Origin of the sequence: Orbus sasakiae (assembly GCF_039542345.1) — a bacterium.
In the GTDB taxonomy this organism is placed as follows: domain Bacteria; phylum Pseudomonadota; class Gammaproteobacteria; order Enterobacterales; family Orbaceae; genus Orbus; species Orbus sasakiae.
In genome coordinates, this window is the sequence record NZ_BAABHY010000006.1 from 252,612 (window position 1) to 271,580 (window position 18,969).

The 18,969-nt window shown below is 33.3% G+C and carries 16 protein-coding genes, 1 tRNA gene and 1 pseudogene; 15 read left to right on the forward strand and 3 right to left on the reverse strand.

Annotated features, from left to right (window positions below):
- Nucleotides 1–2 precede the first annotated feature (2 nt).
- From mlaC to ibaG, 3 genes are all read left to right on the forward strand, one after another.
- Nucleotides 3–662 carry a phospholipid-binding protein MlaC gene (mlaC, locus tag ABEA36_RS11965; protein ID WP_345492467.1) on the forward strand — a complete coding sequence of 220 codons (660 nt, stop codon included), beginning with the start codon at nt 3–5 and terminating at the stop codon, nt 660–662.
- 93 nt (nt 663–755) lie between these two features.
- Entirely contained in the window at nt 756–1,028 is a 273-nt protein-coding gene (locus tag ABEA36_RS11970; RefSeq protein ID WP_345492469.1) for an STAS domain-containing protein, read from the forward strand.
- Nucleotides 1,029–1,060: 32 nt separating this feature from the next.
- Entirely contained in the window at nt 1,061–1,318 is a 258-nt protein-coding gene (gene ibaG, locus ABEA36_RS11975) for a BolA family iron metabolism protein IbaG (RefSeq protein WP_345492471.1), read from the forward strand.
- Nucleotides 1,319–1,374: 56 nt separating this feature from the next.
- On the opposite strand, the gene ABEA36_RS11980 is transcribed toward ibaG, so the two are convergent.
- A complete protein-coding gene (locus ABEA36_RS11980) occupies nt 1,375–2,400 on the reverse strand; it encodes a CobW family GTP-binding protein (RefSeq protein ID WP_345492473.1) in 1,026 nt (341 codons plus the stop codon).
- Nucleotides 2,401–2,442: 42 nt separating this feature from the next.
- Nucleotides 2,443–2,640: a YbdD/YjiX family protein gene (locus ABEA36_RS11985; RefSeq protein ID WP_345492475.1), complete on the reverse strand. Its 198-nt coding sequence runs from the start codon at nt 2,638–2,640 to the stop codon at nt 2,443–2,445.
- Nucleotides 2,641–2,884: 244 nt separating this feature from the next.
- Here ABEA36_RS11985 and murA point away from each other — a divergent pair, with 244 nt between their 5' ends.
- The 9 genes and pseudogenes from murA (at nt 2,885) to ABEA36_RS12025 (ending at nt 12,350) form a co-directional block, all read left to right on the forward strand.
- A complete protein-coding gene (gene murA / locus ABEA36_RS11990; RefSeq protein ID WP_345492477.1) occupies nt 2,885–4,135 on the forward strand; it encodes a UDP-N-acetylglucosamine 1-carboxyvinyltransferase in 1,251 nt (416 codons plus the stop codon).
- A gap of 31 nt (nt 4,136–4,166) precedes the next feature.
- Entirely contained in the window at nt 4,167–5,375 is a 1,209-nt protein-coding gene (locus ABEA36_RS11995; RefSeq protein WP_345492479.1) for an oligosaccharide flippase family protein, read from the forward strand.
- Complete coding sequence (locus tag ABEA36_RS12000; protein WP_345492481.1) at nt 5,356–6,543, forward strand: capsular polysaccharide export protein, LipB/KpsS family; 1,188 nt, start codon at nt 5,356–5,358, stop codon at nt 6,541–6,543. Before ABEA36_RS11995 ends, ABEA36_RS12000 begins: the two co-directional genes overlap by 20 nt.
- A 43-nt stretch (nt 6,544–6,586) precedes the next feature.
- A complete protein-coding gene (locus tag ABEA36_RS12005; protein WP_345492483.1) occupies nt 6,587–7,399 on the forward strand; it encodes a glycosyltransferase in 813 nt (270 codons plus the stop codon).
- A 27-nt stretch (nt 7,400–7,426) separates the two neighbouring features.
- The gene (locus ABEA36_RS12010; protein ID WP_345492485.1) at nt 7,427–8,584 is read left to right on the forward strand and encodes a hypothetical protein; all 1,158 of its coding nucleotides are present in this window, start codon (nt 7,427–7,429) and stop codon (nt 8,582–8,584) included.
- A gap of 25 nt (nt 8,585–8,609) precedes the next feature.
- On the forward strand, nt 8,610–9,686 hold the full coding sequence (locus ABEA36_RS12015; RefSeq protein WP_345492487.1) for a glycosyltransferase: 1,077 nt from the start codon (nt 8,610–8,612) through the stop codon (nt 9,684–9,686).
- A gap of 410 nt (nt 9,687–10,096) precedes the next feature.
- A pseudogene (locus tag ABEA36_RS13295) lies at nt 10,097–10,174 on the forward strand (hypothetical protein); the annotation flags it as partial.
- Nucleotides 10,175–10,336: 162 nt separating this feature from the next.
- A complete protein-coding gene (locus ABEA36_RS12020; protein ID WP_345492489.1) occupies nt 10,337–11,716 on the forward strand; it encodes an undecaprenyl-phosphate glucose phosphotransferase in 1,380 nt (459 codons plus the stop codon).
- 55 nt (nt 11,717–11,771) lie between these two features.
- Nucleotides 11,772–12,350: a DJ-1 family glyoxalase III gene (locus ABEA36_RS12025; protein ID WP_345492517.1), complete on the forward strand. Its 579-nt coding sequence runs from the start codon at nt 11,772–11,774 to the stop codon at nt 12,348–12,350.
- 96 nt (nt 12,351–12,446) lie between these two features.
- Here ABEA36_RS12025 and thiI read toward each other — a convergent pair whose 3' ends face one another.
- Nucleotides 12,447–13,892, reverse strand: coding sequence for a tRNA uracil 4-sulfurtransferase ThiI (gene thiI, locus ABEA36_RS12030; protein WP_345492491.1), 1,446 nt, complete (start codon nt 13,890–13,892; stop codon nt 12,447–12,449).
- A 214-nt stretch (nt 13,893–14,106) separates the two neighbouring features.
- Here thiI and secG point away from each other — a divergent pair, with 214 nt between their 5' ends.
- The 3 genes from secG to ABEA36_RS12045 form a co-directional block, all read left to right on the forward strand.
- The gene (secG, locus tag ABEA36_RS12035; RefSeq protein WP_345492493.1) at nt 14,107–14,484 is read left to right on the forward strand and encodes a preprotein translocase subunit SecG; all 378 of its coding nucleotides are present in this window, start codon (nt 14,107–14,109) and stop codon (nt 14,482–14,484) included.
- Nucleotides 14,485–14,497: 13 nt separating this feature from the next.
- A tRNA-Leu gene (locus tag ABEA36_RS12040) sits at nt 14,498–14,583 on the forward strand.
- A gap of 888 nt (nt 14,584–15,471) precedes the next feature.
- On the forward strand, nt 15,472–18,969 hold a 3,498-nt coding region (locus ABEA36_RS12045; RefSeq protein WP_345492495.1), incomplete at its 3' end, for an invasin domain 3-containing protein.

The following is an 18,969-nucleotide window of genomic DNA, read 5'->3' on the forward strand; positions in this document are numbered from 1 at the left end:
GCATGTTAAAAAAATTACTGATTGTTGCCACACTTTTTTTTACCCCTTTTGTGATGGCGGCTCAAGCTGATATGCAAAGTCCATATCAAAAAACGGAAATAGCGGCGGATAACGTTTTCAAAGCAATTAATAGTCAAAATAGCCAAATTAAAAACAATCCTGAAATTTTAAGAAGTATTGTTAAAACAGATCTATTACCTTATGTGCACGTTAAATATGCAGCAGCACTTGCATTAGGTGATAATTATAAAAATGTTGATAAAGCGGATAGAGATGCTTATTTTTCGGCATTTGAACAATACTTGGTACAGGCATTTTCACAAGCATTATCAATGTACAATGGTCAAACCTATCAAGTTGAAAAAGATCAAGATTTAACGGGGAAAAATATTGTTGCGGTCCGCGTATTGTTAATTAATGCAGATAAAAACCAGCAGCCTATTCGTCTTGACTTCCAGTGGCGTAAAAATACGGCAACCGGTGAATGGCAGGCTTATGATATGGTTGCTGAAGGGGTGAGTATGATTACGACGAAACAAAGTGAGTGGTCAACCATTGTTAGACAACAGGGAATAAAAGCGCTAATTGTGCAATTACAACAACAAGCGAACCAAAAAATTGACCCTAATGCCAATCCATCGAGTAATGGTCAAGCAAAATAGTCAGTTGTTATCTGTTATTTAAAGAAATAGATAAAATATATTTGCCCGTATGGTTATGCCATACTTATAAAATATTGTGATTAGGGAATGATAATGCCAGCGACAATTACCACAGAGGTTCGAGATGAGATACTGTACCTTAATGGCGTATTAGATTGTCATACACTTGATTATGTTTGGCAGCAAAAGCAACAGTTGTTAGATACGATAAAGGCGATTGATGTTTCAAAAGTGACACGCGTTGACTCGTCAGGATTAGCCCTATTAACGTATTGTTGTATTCAGCAAAATGCAAAATTAATTGCAATCAATCCGCAACTTAAGACATTAATTGAGTTGTACGATCTTGATGCAATTGTGGTTTAAGTTTTTACTAAAATAATGAGCAATGTTTAAATATGGATAAAAAAGAAATTGAAGATAAACTAATGCAATCGCTTAGTTTAGATGAAGTTTATGCAATGAGTGATGACGGAAGTCATTTCCAAGTTATTGCCGTCGGTAGCCTGTTTGCTGATCTTAGCCGAGTCAAAAAACAGCAAGCAGTGTATGCACCTTTAGCCGAGTTTATTGCGGATAATCGTATTCATGCGTTATCCATCAAAACGTATACACCGACTGAATGGCAACGTGAACGTAAATTACTTGGCTTATAAGTGACAGGTATAAACTAAAAAAGGGATACATAATGTATCCCTTTTTATTGATCAAATTAAGATGATTGTGTCTCGATAAAATCCTGCCTGATTTCATCAAAGGGCAATTTGCGGCTAATAATGACAAATCTCGAAATGCGCTGGTTTGGATTATCCCAAGGGGTACCATAATCAAATCCTACCACTTTATGTACACCTTGTACGATCAGCCGTTGTGGTTGGTCATGAATTGCAAGCACGCCTTTATAACGCAGCATGTCATTACCATATTTCTCTATAAGTTGCTCGGTAAACGCGCCAATTTTTTTCAAATCTAACTCACCGGCTTCAAGAAGATAGGATACGACATCATCGCTCCAAGATTGTTTTGGCTCTGATGCTGCTAAAAATGGCTTAAAGTTTGCTGTTAACTGTTTATTACCATTGATAACAAAAAAACCTTTGTTGATATTTAGCTGCTCATCTAAATCAAATGCATGAATATCTAACCATTGTGTTTTGGGAATATGCCCCTGAATAGCTTCAAAGATTAATGCTTTATTATTGATACGATTGATTCTGTCAATCGCAGTCAGTTTTTGCTGTTCACTCACGCGATCTGTTTTAGTGAGAATAATACGATCAGCAAAACCGATTTGTGATGAGGCAACACGATGTTCGTCAAGTTGTTGCAAAATATGTTCGCAATCAACCAGGGTTATCACTGCATCAAGTTGAATGGTTTGACGAATAAGGTCATCAATAAAAAAAGTTTGTACAATAGGGGCAGGGTCAGCAAGTCCCGTTGTTTCAATAATCAATCGGTCAAAGGCAATTTTACCGTCTAAACGCTGTTGGTGTAATTTGTGTAATGCTTGGGTTAATTCACCTTGTACACTACAACAGATACAACCATTCGTCATTTCAACAATTTCTATATTGGTATCTTGTTTCAATAATCCACCATCAACATTGATTTGCCCAAATTCATTTTCAATGATCATAATTTTTTCATTATTATGATTTAATAAGTAATTAATCAGTGTTGTTTTACCAGCGCCTAAAAAGCCAGTAAGGATGGTGACCGGTAGAAGTGGCTGCATGAGTGAATACCTTTTAACAATAAAACATATCGAGTTGACTGATTAACAACATTTAAAACCACCTTTGCCGCTGTATTTCGCTTCTTGACGTTCTCTAAAAAATGCTTCATACGTCATGGGTTCTTGTTCTGGGTGGGTCAGTTTCATATGCTGCACATAGGTATCATAATCAGGAATACCAATCATCAATTTAGCTGCTTGACCTAAGTATTTTCCTGCTTTAGCTAAATTATCAAACATTGTATTTTTACCTTTTTTAAAAGCGTTACCTTATGCTATCACTTTTTTATGTAATGATCACGATTACAGGTGATTTAAATGATAAGATGATATTTTATTTAGTCATTATCGGTATAACATCAGTACCTTAATCATTTTAAACGAAATAGTTACCTATTTTAGTGAATAATTAATTACTTATTTGTTGATAACATTTATAATATCGACAAATAGTTAATATCTGATATATCGAGATTGTTGGTTTATGGAAAAGTTTAAAATTATTGGTCCGACTCAATTAAATGGCGAGGTAACGATATCTGGTGCAAAAAATGCGGCACTGCCTATTTTATTTGCCTCATTATTAGCGGAAAAACCCGTTGAAATTCAAAATGTACCAAAGTTAAAAGATATTGATACAACGTTGGAATTATTACAACGTTTAGGCGTTAAAATTAAGCGTAACGGTTTTATCGATATTGACGCCAGTGGCGTTGATAATTTTTGTGCACCTTATGATTTAGTTAAAACAATGCGTGCTTCAATTTGGGCATTAGGGCCATTAGTTGCAAGATTTGGTCAAGGGCAAGTTTCATTGCCTGGCGGCTGTGCTATCGGAGCAAGACCGGTTGATTTACACATTTCTGGATTACAAAAACTCGGCGCGTCAATCACGCTTGATGAAGGCTATGTTAAAGCAACTGTTGATGGGCGCTTAAAAGGCGCGCATATTGTGATGGATAAAGTGAGTGTTGGTGCAACAGTGACGATTATGACAGCAGCCACTTTAGCTGAGGGTAAAACGATAATCGAAAATGCAGCGTGTGAACCTGAAATAGTCGATACCGCCAAATTTTTAAATGCCATCGGTGCAAAAGTGACGGGAGCAGGTACTGATCGAATTACCATTGATGGTGTTGAAAAATTAGGTGGTGGCGTCCATAAAATATTACCTGATCGTATTGAAACGGGTACTTACCTTGTTGCATCAGCTATTTCAAAAGGCAATATCGTATGCCGTAATACGGATCCGACAACACTCGATGCGGTTATTGCTAAATTATCCGAGGCTGGGGCAAAAATTGAAACAGGCATTGATTGGATTCGCTTAGATATGCAGGGGCAACGCCCTAAAGCGGTGAATATTCATACCGCGCCACACCCCGGTTTCCCAACTGATATGCAAGCTCAATTCTCATTATTGAATATGGTCGCCGAAGGTACGGGTATTATTAAAGAAACGATTTTTGAAAACCGATTTATGCATGTTCCAGAGTTGATTCGCATGGGAGCTAAAGCTGAAATTGAAGGCAATACGCTTATTACCCATGGTGTTGAGCAATTAACTGGTGCTGAAGTGATGGCAACCGATTTAAGGGCTTCAGCAAGCTTAGTTTTAGCCGGCTGTATTGCAAAAGGCACAACAATTGTTGATCGTATTTACCATATCGATCGCGGTTATGAAAAAATTGAAGAGAAACTTCGCGGTTTAGGCGCGGAGATAGTTAGAATTTAGCTAAAAATAAATTATTATGAGTAGGACTGGGATGCAAATTAAATTAACAGACTCTCTTTTATCAGTAATTGGAGTCGTTTGTGGACAATTACTCTTTTTTTTATGCTTGTGGTTTATTGGTCTCAATTTTGGTGCGAGTCAATTAGGTGAATTTAATTTACATTTATCCATTGGAATGTTTTTAGGTACTATTTTTGTATTTAGATATGAACTTGCTTGTATATCTAATTCACAAAATTCATCTTTGAATGCAACAAGTAATGTTTACTTACTTTCATTGATTGTGACGTTAATATTACTTTTATTCTCATTTATGTTGTATAAGGATTTTTCTCTTACTATTATATTTTCATTAAGCTTTTTAGCTGTTCAAACTTTTATTAATTACCTTAATAGCCAAAGGAAATATGTATATATTGGCTTTTTTAGAGTAATAATCAATTTTTGTTTCTTGCTTTTTATTTTATTTCTTTATTTTTGGCATTATCAAGACAATTTATTTGAAGTATATACTGCATTATATTTTTGTTTATCTTTTGTGCTGTTGGCTTTCATTCTGTATAAACAATATAAAAGTAACATAAGGTTAAATTTTAAGTTTTTTATTAAAGAAAATTACCGATATCCTTTATATATCTTTCCTGCAACATGTTGCTCTTCTATTTATACCTATTCTTTATCAATATTAATTCCTTTCTGGTATGGTTTAAGTGAAGCTGGATATTTTGCGGTTGCTTATAAATTTGGTTTTTTTCCTATAGCCTTATTATCGCAAAGTATAAGCGGTGTATTTCGGAGAGATATGTTATCCGCTGTAGAAATATCAAAAAAGGATGCTGAAAATGTTTATAAAGTGTATATGAAGTATATTTTTATCGCCTCAATACTTTATTGCGTATTTGGTTATTTATTTTCAGAATGGATAATTACACTGATGTTCGGTGAAAAATGGGGTAATGCTGTAATTTACTATAAATTGATGATTCCTCTTTTTTGTATTCAATTATTATACTCTCCGGCATCTCAATTATTTTTAGTTTTCAAAAAACAAAAAATTGATTTTATAGTTAATTTTTTACTTGGTATTACTTTAGTTGTTCTTTTTATTGTTAACTATTTTTTTAAGTTAGATGTTGTTAACTTAATTATTTTGTTTGTTTGTATTTCATCATTTATATTAGTTTGTAATTTATATATAACATATAGAATAGTTTTTAAAAATGATCGTATTTATTATTGATTACATTGAACGTTTTAATTTTTATTCACGAATGTTCACTTCATTGTCTGGTGAATACAAAGTTGTTGTCGTTACTCATGATCCTATCGTGTATTTATTATGTAGAAAATTTCCTTGTAAATGTATCCTAATAAAAAAGAATATTTTACCTATTTATTTATCAGACAGCGATGCTGATCGAGATATTATTACTTCAATTGAGGTACTAAATGATGATTTTAGTTATGAACAAGCAAAAAATAGCTATATTTCAACTGTACATACTTTAGAATCACTTTTTAAAAATAACAGGATTATCAAATGTGTTATATGGAATGGGGAAACTTTGATCGGTAGAGCTACAACTCAAGTGTGTCGAAAATTATCCATTGAGAAAATCTATTTAGAAATATCTAATTTACCTAATAAAATGTTTTCCGATCCCATGGGGGCCAATGCAAAGTCATCTATATTTTATGAGCCAAGTATAATTGATAACTTGCCTTTAGTTTCAGAACAACAGCACCAGGCATGGATTAAATTGTATGAGGATTTAAAAGCAGGAAAATTGCCACAGGCTCAATCAAGATTTTTCAGAAGAATTATAGGGGCAATAAATTACGGTTTGAAATACTTATATGCAAGTGTGTATAAAAAGAGCTTTAAAAGATTTAAAATAAAAAGCCATCCAAATATGGCAAATATTATTTTTAATAACGCATTTGATATTAAAAATGAAGAATATATATTTTTACCTTTACAAGTTTCTACTGATACTCAAATTAAGTTAAATTCTAATTATAATAATATTGATGCGATAAGAGTCGCTTTACATAAAGCCAATCAGATGAATATTAAATTACTCGTAAAAATCCATCCGGCAGAAAAAGAACAAGTAAGTATTAATAACATTATTCAAGAACAAAAAATAACAAAATTTATACTAACTAATATTAATACAATTGATTTAATCAAAAACTCTACAGAAGTTGTGGTCATTAATTCTACTGTGGGCTTAGAGTCATTAATATATGGTAAAAAAGTGACAGTAATTGGAAATGCACTATATTTGAATTTTGATCAAACTAAATTAAAAAAATATATTCATAGCTATTTGATTGATGGCGTAGACTATTTCTCTAATGGCTCTATTTCTCTTGAGAATTCACTAAAATTATTAAAAATTTGAGAATTAATAGTTTTAAAGACATAAAATTTAGGTGGTAAGTTAAATGAAAGATTTAGCCGTTCTCATTCCTGTATATAATGACCATACTGAAATTATTGTTACTCTAAATTCTATAAGAGAAAAAGATAATGAATTTAAAGTTATTATTGTTGATGATGGCAGTACGAGTCCTTTAAAAATAGATACATCCTTATTTCCATTTGAAATTATTGTTATAGCCTTACCTCAAAATCAAGGTATTGTAGAGGCATTAAATTCTGGGTTACGCTATATTTTACAAGATAAAAATATAAACTATATTGCTAGATTAGATGCTGGAGATTTACAGCGTGAAGACCGTTTGAATATACAATACGAATATATGAGATCTAATCCTGACATATTTTTATTAGGTTCTGCTGTTAATTTTATATCAGAGGAAGGAGTATTTCTTTATACTTACCAACCACCGCTAATTGATTCTGAAATAAAGAATAAGATTTTCTTAAGATGTTGTTTTATTCATCCATCTGTAATTATAAATAAAACTGTATTTGAAAAAATAGACATATATTCAGAAAAATATATTTATGCGGAGGATTATGATCTGTTCTTGAGAATTACTCAAAATTATAGAGTTGCTAACTTACCTAATATCTTATTGAGTTGTTCTATTAGAGAAAAGGGAATCAGTAATAGTAAGAGAAGAGTCCAAATGAAAAATACTCTAAATCTCTTAATTAATAATCGGCATTATAATAATATCTATTGGTTTTTTGGTATTACAGTAGTTATTGTAAAATGGATTCTGCCAAGAAGTTTTTTTAGTTACGTTAAGACTATTATTAATAAAATTTTATCTTTTTTTAGAAAGTGAAAAGATTAGTCTACATTTAGGTATATTATGTTTAAAATTTTAAGCAGATACTCATTCTTAGAGTTCTTTCTTTCCATCACATTGGTCTTCTTTTCTCTTAGTCATTTTGTCGCATTAGCGTTAGGAATGAGTTTAGTCTTGATGTTTTTAATTATTGTTTTCAGCAGAAAACAATCCATTTCAATAAATAGGATAAAAATTTTTAAATTTTGTTCATTTTTTGTTGTTTTAAATCTTTTGGTTTCAATTTCAACTTTTTTTGATAATTTTTATCTTAATAATTATGTTAAATTTTTTGCTATACAAATTTTCTTTTTCATGTTTTTATTTTTATCAACTTATTGTATTTCAGAAAAGAATTTAGATAATTCATTAAAAATTTACTTATATATTCAGGCTACTATTTTTTTCATTCAATTAATTATTTATATATTATTTAATTTTTATATTAATTTTGATGAACTAATTCGGGATGAAAATGCTAATGCTTTATATGAAACCAAAGCATTGATTGATTCTTTTATTCCGATAAGGGCAACAGGTTTATATGCAGAACCATCTTTTTACTCAATGTTTGTGCTGGTACCAGCTGCATATTTTTTATCAAAAGGTATTTTAAATTTTGCAACAATTTTAGCAATTCTTACATCATTAATTTCATTATCAATTGTTTCAATTATATGTTGTTCACTTATGATAATGTTTTTTTTAATCACAAATAAACGATTTTTTGCGGCAAAAGTAATTATGATCGTAGCCATAATTATTCTTTTTCCGACAATATATTCAGTTTATCAATTAAGAGTGTATGAAGCAGTTGATTATGATGCAATTGCAAGTCGATCTGTGATTCTTAAAGAACTATATTTGAGAAATAATATCAATGACATTATCGGTAGCGGATTTTTTTGGAATTCTTTAAAGCCGATTGGTGAAACAGGTATGTTTAGTTACCATATTACTGATTCATCCACATATATATATTTATACTATTGCTCTGGAATTATTGGGTCAATTTTCTTTGCTATTTTGATGTTATATATTTTTTCTTTTAATAAAAAAGGCTTTTTTTATTTGTTATGTATTCTGCTATTTAAATTCCAAATTCTAATAGGTTTTTTTTGGTTAGCAATATATTTAATAGGGTTTAAATCATCAAAAAAACAAGAAATTGTTGATAATTAAGATGGTAGGTATTTAGAGGCTAATAATGAAAATACTTCATGCAGCAGAAACAATAAAAGGTGGTGTCGCTACCGTTATAACACAATTGATAACCAACTCTTCCGGTAAGGTGGATATGTACTGTTTAATACCATTTCAGCAGCAAGCGGAATTGAATACAGCAAGTTGTCATAAAATTTTCTTTCAGCGAAAAAAAAGAGGAATACTAGCTTTTGTATTATTTTTCTACAATTTTACCAAACTCATTTGGAAAATAAGACCAGATATTGTTCATTTGCATAGTTCATTTGCGGGTTTTTTAGGTAGGATTTCATTAGTTATATTATATCCTTGGCGCCGACCTAAAGTTGTATACTGCCCGCATGCCTTTTCATTTTTAATAAGTACAAGTGTTTTTAAGAAAAAATGTTATATTTTTATTGAGAAATTATTATTGATAAGGACATCTAAAGTAATTTGTGTTAGTAAATTTGAAAAAGATCAGGCAATTAGACATGGCCTACCTCAGTCTAAATTGGAAGTTATTTATAATGGAGTTTCTATTCCTGCTGATATTAATGGCAAAGAAAAAGCGGACATAGAAAATAAAATTCAGTTATTGTACGTAGGCCGTTTTGATTACCAAAAAGGATTTGATATTATTTTAGAACTTGCAAATAGAATGAATCCCGATAGATTTCAACTAACAGTAGTTGGCGATTTTGTTAATGATCATAAATACAATATCGATAATAACTTGATAACTTATGTTGGTTGGCTGACAAGTCAAGAACTTAGCAATTATTATAGAAATACTCATATAGTAATTGTTCCAAGTCGTTGGGAAGGCTTTGCAATGGTTCCATTGGAAGCAATGAGTTATAAAAAAGTGGTTATTGCTGCAAACACGACATCTTTACCAGAAGCAGTGGTTGATGGTGAAACGGGATATTTGTTCGATATTGAGAATATAGAGCAATTAATATCGATAGTTAATAAAATAGATAGAAAGTCATTATGCGAAATGGGTATTAATGGATATCAAAGATACTTACATTATTTTACATCTGATGTGATGACAAACAATACCATTCAACTTTATAACCAGTTAATGATTAAGTAAGCTTTGTATCTTTATAATTTAAATGGATAGTTATTTGATGATGATTTGCTTACTATATAGTATGCTTAATGGTGAAGAAAGTCTTATTTAAGACTAATATTTATTAAAAATACGACGATAAGATACAATATACAGAGGTGAAAATGTACTCATCACGAGTTTTATTATTGTCATCTATTGATAGTAGCATTACTCCTTGATTGTTGAGTTTTTTAATATTATAAATCAATACATTAGTTTTTTTATGGTGTGTTGAAGCTTTCCCTGTATCTGGTGAAATTAATCGTGTCGTAAAAGATCCAAATAAGGCAATAGAGTTAGTCCAATCAACATTTTCAATGTTATCACATTCACTTGATATGACAGATGGTTTGAGCATCGATTTTGGTCATTGACGTTTTAACTTAAGGACATCAAATACTGAATCAGTAATCCGTTTAAATGTTGAAAGTCAAGGTGATAAGGTATTGATGGAGCAAAAAACTTAATTAATATTAGAAATATTAAAATGAGTGCTTAAATTTTGGTTAGATGTCTCATGTTTATATAAAATAGCTTGATTACGTTATAGTTGCCAAGATAATATGTTTATGATGAAAAAAAGAATAAGAAATATAAATAGTTGTTAATAAATATAGGATATTATTCTTATGATGAAACATAAGGTTACGCGCTCTGCGATGCCTTCTTTTGCTATCTTTCAAATTATATTTGATATATTAGCTATCTTTTGTACTTTTACCGTCATATCGAGTTTGTTTTATCAAGATGGATTTAGCTTACACCTTAATTTCACATTATTAGTTATTGTATTTTTCTTGCTGGCCGCCATTACGCGTGATTTTTATAACTCGTTATTCTCTTCTCAGACACATGCTTTAATGCTTTCATTATTAAAGGTTTGGTTTCTTGGATTTTGGAGTGCGGCCATTTTATATGAATGCGTGAGTGGATTTAGTTTGTCACTTCTCTTCTTATTAACGTTGTTTATTATCACAGCTCTGCTCTTTTTTATTATTCATAAATTATTTTCTTATATCGAAAAAAATCTTTTTCATCCCAAAATCTTGAATGTGGCTTTTGTTGGCCGTCAATCACAAGGGCGATTATTAGCACGTAATTTTAAAAAGATGCCATGGATTAAGCATAATATTATTGGTTTTTATGATGAAGATGATCAATCTGTCAGTGGTATTAAGCGTAAAGGTAATTTTGAACAACTGATCAAAGATGCTAAAAAGGGATTATTTGACCAAATTTATATCGCAGACTCATTAGAGTCACATAAAGATATTATTCATGTTATTAAAAAATTAGCAGATACCACATGTTCTGTGATGCTATTACCCGATATTTATACGTTTGAATTGTTGCGTTCACGTATTTATACCATTAATAATATTCCGGTTATGTCGATCTATGATACACCATTTAAGGGACTTAACTCACTCGTTAAACGGTTAGAAGACATCATTGGTTCTATTATTATTCTTACCTTGATTTCGCCCATATTATTAGTCATTGCTATCGCAATAAAAATGACTTCGAAAGGACCTATTTTATTTAAACAAGACCGTTATGGCGTTAATGGTAAGATTATCAAAGTGTGGAAGTTCCGTTCCATGAAAGTGATGGAAAATGATCATCAAGTTAAGCAAGCGACAAAAAATGATCCAAGGCTAACTAAGATAGGTGCTTTCTTACGTAAAACATCATTAGATGAACTTCCTCAGTTTTTTAATGTGCTTGTCGGTGATATGTCGATTGTTGGTCCACGGCCCCATGCGGTTGTGCATAATGAACAATATCGTTCAGAAATCTTAGGTTATATGTTACGACACAAAGTTAAACCAGGTATCACTGGTTGGGCTCAAATTAATGGTTATCGTGGTGAAACCGATACACTTGATAAAATGGAAAAACGCGTCCAATATGATTTAGAATATATTCGTCATTGGAGTGTTAGCTTTGATATTAAGATCATTTTACTGACAATTGTAAAAGGCTTTATCAGTAAAACAGCTTATTAATGACGAGTAATGATGTCGATTCATCATATGGAATATTCACGTATATATGAGGTTAATTATGCCAAATGCTCTCGTTTTACTGTCTAACGGTTGTGAAGAAACCGAAGCCGTGACAACCATTGATTTATTAACCCGAGCTGGGATTGATGTGACATATGCAAGTATCACTGAAGAGCGTGAAGTGTTATGTTCTCGTGGTGTAGCTTTGTTGGCACAAAAAACATTCTCACAAGTTAAATCGCTGCAATATGATGCTGTTGTTTTACCAGGTGGGGTGAAAGGCGCTGAGAATTTTCGTGACTCAGCACAAGTCATCGAAAAATTAAAACAAACCTATGAGAAAGGTAAAGTGGTCGCGGCAATTTGTGCAACACCGGCGATGGTATTGCAGCATCATAATTTATTTCCAAACGCAAAGATGACTGGCTTCCCAACAACAAAAGAGGCTTTCAAGTTATGGCAAGATGAACGCGCCTATTATGATGACGCTCATCGTATTTTAACAAGCCAAGGGCCTGCGACTTCGATTGATTTTGCCTTAAAAATTATTGAAGTGTTAGTCAGTAAAGCTAAAGCTGCCGAAGTTGCAAGCGGTTTAGTCTTACCTGATGGCATCAATGATTATCGTCACTAATAAAAAAGGATGCATAGGCATCCTTTTTATATAACGTGTTTTTACACTAGAATCATACATTACAACAATAATTTAACGAAATTATCATTAATCTGACTATTTTCGAAATACGCTAACATTAGTAAAACCTTGTTCGAGCAAATAGAGTGCCTGTAATTTGCTCATGACGCCGCGCTCACAATAAAGTAGGTAGTGCTTGCTTTGATCCAAATCACCATACTGTGTCGCTAACTTATAAAACGGGATTAGCTTCACTTCAATATTATCGATTTCCAAAGGCTTATCTTCTTGTTCATCCGGTGAGCGAATATCAATAATCATATTTTGTTCATTGAAAGAGGATACCGTTTCTACTTCATGTATTTTTGACTCAGTTTGTTTAGCAATGTCACGTATATCGATATTTTGCACTTCACTGATGGCTTTTTCTAAAATACGAAAATCAAAATGCGCTTCTTCAGCTTCAATCTTTTCTTTGAGCGCTTTAACCGTTGGACTTTTTGATATGACACCACAAAATTCTGGCATGGTTTTAGCAATATCTTCAGTACCAATGTCACGCGCTAATTTGATGATATGCTCTTTATCATGAGTAATCAGCGGACGTAAAATCAGCGTGTCAGTCGCATTATCAATTAATCGTAGATTAGTTAATGTCTGACTTGATACTTGCCCTAAGGCTTCACCTGTGACGATAGCTTGTACGCCATACTTTTCAGCTATTTGCGAAGCTGCTCTCACCATCATGCGTTTGAGTATGACGCCCATCTGACCATCTTCAACTTTTTCAAGAATTTCACCGACCACATCAGCAAAATTAATGGCAATAAAACGAACCTTGTGTGAGCTACCAAAACGACTCCATAAATAATGCGCCATTTGTTTAACGCCGATTTCGTGTGATGCACCACCAAGATTAAAAAAACAATAATGAACGCGTGAACCACGTCGCATCAACATATAACTTGATACGCCAGAATCAAATCCACCGGAAATGAGTGATAAAACATCTTCTTGTGTGCCAATAGGAAAACCACCAAGGCCTTGGTGACGTGCTTTAATTAAAAGGAGTTTATCTTTATCAATTTCTAAATTAACCGTGACATCAGGTTTTGTTAATTTAACTTTAGCACTGCTAACGTATTGATTGAGCCCTCCGCCGACATAACGTTCAACGTCGATTGAAGTAAAATCATGTTGGCCGCGTCGCTTGACCCTAACACAAAAGGTTTTATTTTCGATGCGTGGCGCAAAGTAGTCTCGCGATTTCTCGTAAATGTCGTGAACATCAGTAAATGATAATTCATCAACCGATAAAATATGGTGAATACCTGGGATGCGGGAAAGAAGTTCAAGAATGAGCATTTCAGTGTGAGCGGTTCTTGGCCTGACTTCAATAAAGTCCCAATGACGAACGACAGCAACATCAACATGTTGCGTCAGTATATTACGAATGTTACTCGTTAAAATTTTGATAAAGCGAATACGAACGGAATCACTTTTGATCGTGATTTCTGGAAAGAGTTTTATAATGAATTTCATTTTTATCTTAATCATCTGCAAAAAAATTGGCGACATTATACTGATTTATTCTATGAATGCGTACTATTGATTAACCAAATAACAATAAAATACTAAAATCTACTTGCTTGTTGGCTCATGTTTCGATAATATTCGGCATCAATATTTTTATTTTTCTTTCATTGCTAAATATTTTAAAAAAATGAGAGAACAATCAAATTAACTGCAGGTTGAAATGTACGAAATCCTTATTATTGCTTTTTTAATCATCGCAATTGCCATTGTTGGTTTAGTTTTAATCCAAAAAGGTAAGGGCGCGGATATGGGTGCTTCATTTGGAGCGGGTGCTTCTGCTACACTATTTGGTTCAGCAGGAACGGGTAACTTCTTAACTCGTACCACAACGATTTTAGGTATTCTATTTTTTATTATCAGCCTTGCACTAGCAAATTTAGGTAGTAAAAAAAGCGCGAATGATGGTTTTTGGAATTTAGAAGATGGTAGCGTGCCTGCAAGTACAGCTCCGTCAACAGTGACTGATGCAGGTAATACAGCACCAAATACGGCTGTTGAACCTCAACAAGTTAATCCGACGTCTGACATTCCTGAGTGATTTTCTTATTGCTGCCGTGGTGGTGAAATTGGTAGACACGCTATCTTGAGGGGGTAGTGCTCTAAGGGCATGCGGGTTCAAGTCCCGCCCACGGCACCATTAATAACGTTGTAATAGTAAAAGTTTAAAAATATTTATATAGTCATAGTTTCCTGTTTTTGCTCACCAAGTATCAACTTCAATTAAGTTTTTCCTTTCGGTCAAAAGTAATATAGTCTTTAATAGTCTTTATATGTAAAAAAATATAATAGAATAACCTTTATATAATGCACATAGATATCCAATGAGTAATATGTCGGAGTTCATAAAACATTTACTTTATGAATACGCATATTACATACCTATAAAAGTTTTAAACCAATTAATTGTCATGTCTTTTTCATTTAAATAATGAAATAGCATCACTATAGTTCTAAAAATTAAATTCAGCTGCCTATTTTTTATGCGTTAAAGATAATCTATAATGTTAACTCATGGACAAATTTGAATAGATGCTAGTATAGGTTTTTTAATTTTTTAGAATTTTTTTACAATAAAGAAATGTTAAACAAGATTTAGACTAATTTATGATAAAATCAAAACAATTTTAACATTTTTGTCATTTTTAAAAATTTATAACTTATTGATTTTTATGTTATTAATCAAAATTAACATTTCGGTGACAAAAATATCATTGACTTAATGTTGGCTTTTCTTTATTTTTAGGGCACTTTTGTAAGAATACCGTAGTTGTTTTATTAATTATTTTGATTTATACGTATTAAAGTAAAGTTTTGTTTTGTTAAGTAAGTTTTTGTAAATGATGTGTAGTGGACAATTATTGATTAGATATTCGTTCATTTTTTGTTAATTAGTAAATAATTTATGATTGTTTTACAATCACCATTAACGATAAATATATTTTAAAACATTTTATAAATTTTAATTAGCACCAAAAAAGTAATAATTCCTTTAGTTAATTGATGATATGGGGTATAGGAATATAACATGATCACAAAAAAATTTAGTTTATTTGGGTTGCCCTTGCTATTGCTAGCGCTGTTGTTTACTAGCAATTCATATGCAGATACTCCCATGGAAATTTTTAATGGGAAAAGTGCAGTAACGTTTAGCTGCGATACATTATATGCTGGTGAAGCAGGTACGCCTACTGCTAACGCAAGGGTATTTAAGATAGATCTCAGTTCCGCTAACGGTACTTCTGTAGGAGCTATACCATTATACCGAGCTACTAGTATGCAAGGGCTTCTCGGTGAACCAATGAGTACAGTTGCTCTAGGTCCTTGGGGTGGATCAGGTGGTGCCCTTACTATGTATCATTGGTATTGGGGAAATCCTTTTTCTGTAACTTATGTCAAAAATGGTGATACATCTAATGTTAAGCTGTTATCTCCATCTGCTCCATACCCTGGTACGGGCGGTTATAATTATTGGTCTGGTGGTGAGGTATTCCAAAAAACTGGTGAAATCTATTTCTCCGGTGGTGAAGACTCTACATTTTCTAATAATTTTAGGATGATGAAGTTCAATCCTGTTACTGGAACTTATGTTAATAGTGGGCGTATTAATCCACAAACCTCATCTGATAATATTGTTGACAACCTCTATATTGCTTCTGATATGGCAATTGATGCCGATGGTAATGCCTATTTACTAGTTGGTACTAATGATACAGATCGCTGGTTAGTCCGTATTTTAGTCTCAGACACAACAGGAGCATGGACCTATAATTTAGTTAGCAAAATTGTTGGTATAGGTGCTTCAACTGATATCTGGGGAATGGCTTTTTTAAATGGTGATCTATATGCAACTTCTGGTGCCTATAACCGCGATCTTTATAAAATTAATGTTATTAGTGGGCAAGCTTCTTTTCTAGGTCGATTATCAACAACTTCAGGTAACACTGGAACTAATGCTAATGTTGATATTTATTATATTGACGATTTAGCAGCATGTCAGACAGCACCCGTTATTAAAGGATCTGTTTATAATGATGTAAATGGTGATGGATCAATTAGCTCTGATGATAAGGTTGCGGGACAAACTGTTGAGTTATGGAAGGTAGAGACTGGTACTCCAACATTTAAAGCATCTCAAACAACAAGTGGTGGTGGGGATTATAGTTTTATTGTCGATTCTACTTCTGCTACTTATTATATTCGTTTAGTTCAACCGAAAATCAATACTATTAATGCGGTTCAAACATGGGCTACGGCAAGTAATAGTTCTTTAAATCCAGTAACTGCTTATTGTTATAATCCCGCGAATGCAACTACAGAGGGACATACTGCTGATGGTGCGTGTAGAGGGGCTAATTATACTGAAGCCTCTGCTAAATCAGGTTCACCTGATTCTTGGAATGTTTATTCTAAAATTACGATGAATTCCGATTCAAAAGTTGCTGAAGCAAGTTTTGCTTTAACGACTGTCGGTAATTTTGGTGATGCACCTGCAACATATAATGATTCTACTTCTCCAGCAAAACATCTTTCCCCTGGTTCTGATGGTGCAACGCCTACTGATTCAATAAACTGGCTACGTTTAGGTGATTTAGTTTCATATCAAAGTGGACCAAAACCAGATAATAATGCAAACAGTATTACTTCACATGATGGTGTGCAAGTATTGCTTAAAAATGCTAGTGATTATATTTCACTACAAAATGCACCACTAGCAGCAGGAAATACTTATAAATTTAAAGTTAAAACAACTGGACCTGCTAGTAGTAAAGGCTTTTTAAATGCATGGGTAGACTGGTCAACAAGCCAAAAATCTAATTCTTTTGTTGGTGCCACGGCTTTAGCATCAGATCAAGCCGGTGTTCAAGATGGGTATGTTACATTCGATTATACGGTTCCTTCAGGAAGCGCAAGAGGATTAGATGCAACATTTGCTCGATTCCGTTTGAGTACGACCAAGGGATTAGGTCCTAACAATAATAATTTACCAACACCTTCTTCAACAGTTCCATGGATTGTTGATGGGGAAGTTGAAGACTATCGTTTATATATTATATATGGCGACGTAAAATTATCTGCAGTCACTAAAGGTGGTGTAGGGCAATTTGATTATTCAATTAGCAATACAATATCTACATCTCCATCAAGTAACACCGATTCGATAGTAACATCAGTTGAAGGAACAAAAGTTTCAAGTAGTGCTTTACATGCATTCACGGCCTTAAATCAATCTATTGTTATAACACAAACATTACCGAGTGAGGATTGGGAAACGGTTAGTGCGGAATGTTTAGTTGATGGTAAAACGAATATTTTAACAACATTATCTGGTAATGTATTAACTATTCCTGCATCTTCTGTTATAGAGGGTGCGGATATCTCTTGTACTTTTACAAATGGTTTAACACCAAAAATTGAGTTAGCAAAAACAGTTGCTGGTACAAGATTAAAAACAGCTGACCAATTCACGGTTCAATTAAAAGATGGCTCAACAGTATCTGCTTCTGCAACAACAACAGGTACAGCAACAACAGCAACAACAGGATCAACAAAAGTTAAAGGTGATGGAACTGTTTATACATTAGACGAAATCATGGCTACTGGAAGTTCGAATCCATTAGCTCGTTATGATGCGTCAATGACGTGTTCTAATACTTATACAACTTCATCCACTACTTTACCATCAGGTTCAGGTAAGTCTTTCTCCGTTACTCCAGGTTATGGCGATAACATTACATGTACCTTAACAAATACCCGTATTGATGCAAGTGCAAGTTCTTCAACAATCGTAGCGGATCCAATCTCGATCATTGCTGATGGTGTAGCCGAATCAACAATCACTGTACAATTAAAAGATAGTAATAATAATGATATTACTTCTGGCGGTGATAAGGTTGAAATTTTATTCACGGATACTGCAAATAAAGTAGGTGTTATTGGTGGTGTTGCAGCAAATAATTCTGCTGTAGCACAAGATAATGGTGATGGCACTTATACTATTAAAGTGACTTCGACTAAATTAGGTAGTGACAAATTTACGTTTAAAGTCAATGATGTCGCAGCGCCAACTACTAAAACGGCTGAAGTAACCTATACATCAGGGACGGTGTTTGACCAAACCAAATCAACAATTGTGGCCGATCCGACGACAATTGACGCTGATGGGGTTGCGACCTCAACGGTCAGCGTGACCATGTACTACGCATCAAATACTGATCAGCTATTAACAGGCTATACCGGTTTAGAGTTGGCACGTAAAGATGGCACGGCAATTTTAGGTACGGTGACTTACATTGGTGAAACTGATGGGGTGTACAGCTTTAGCGTGAAATCGGCAACGCGCGGCAGTGATGAGTTTGTGTTTAAAACCAGCAGCACCACCAGCACCAAAAGTGCCACGGTAACCTACGCTGCAGGTAGTGTGTTTGACCAAACCAAATCAACAATTGTGGCCGATCCGACGTCAATTGATGCCGATGGGGTTGCGACCTCAACGGTCAGCGTGACCATGTATTACGCCTCAGAT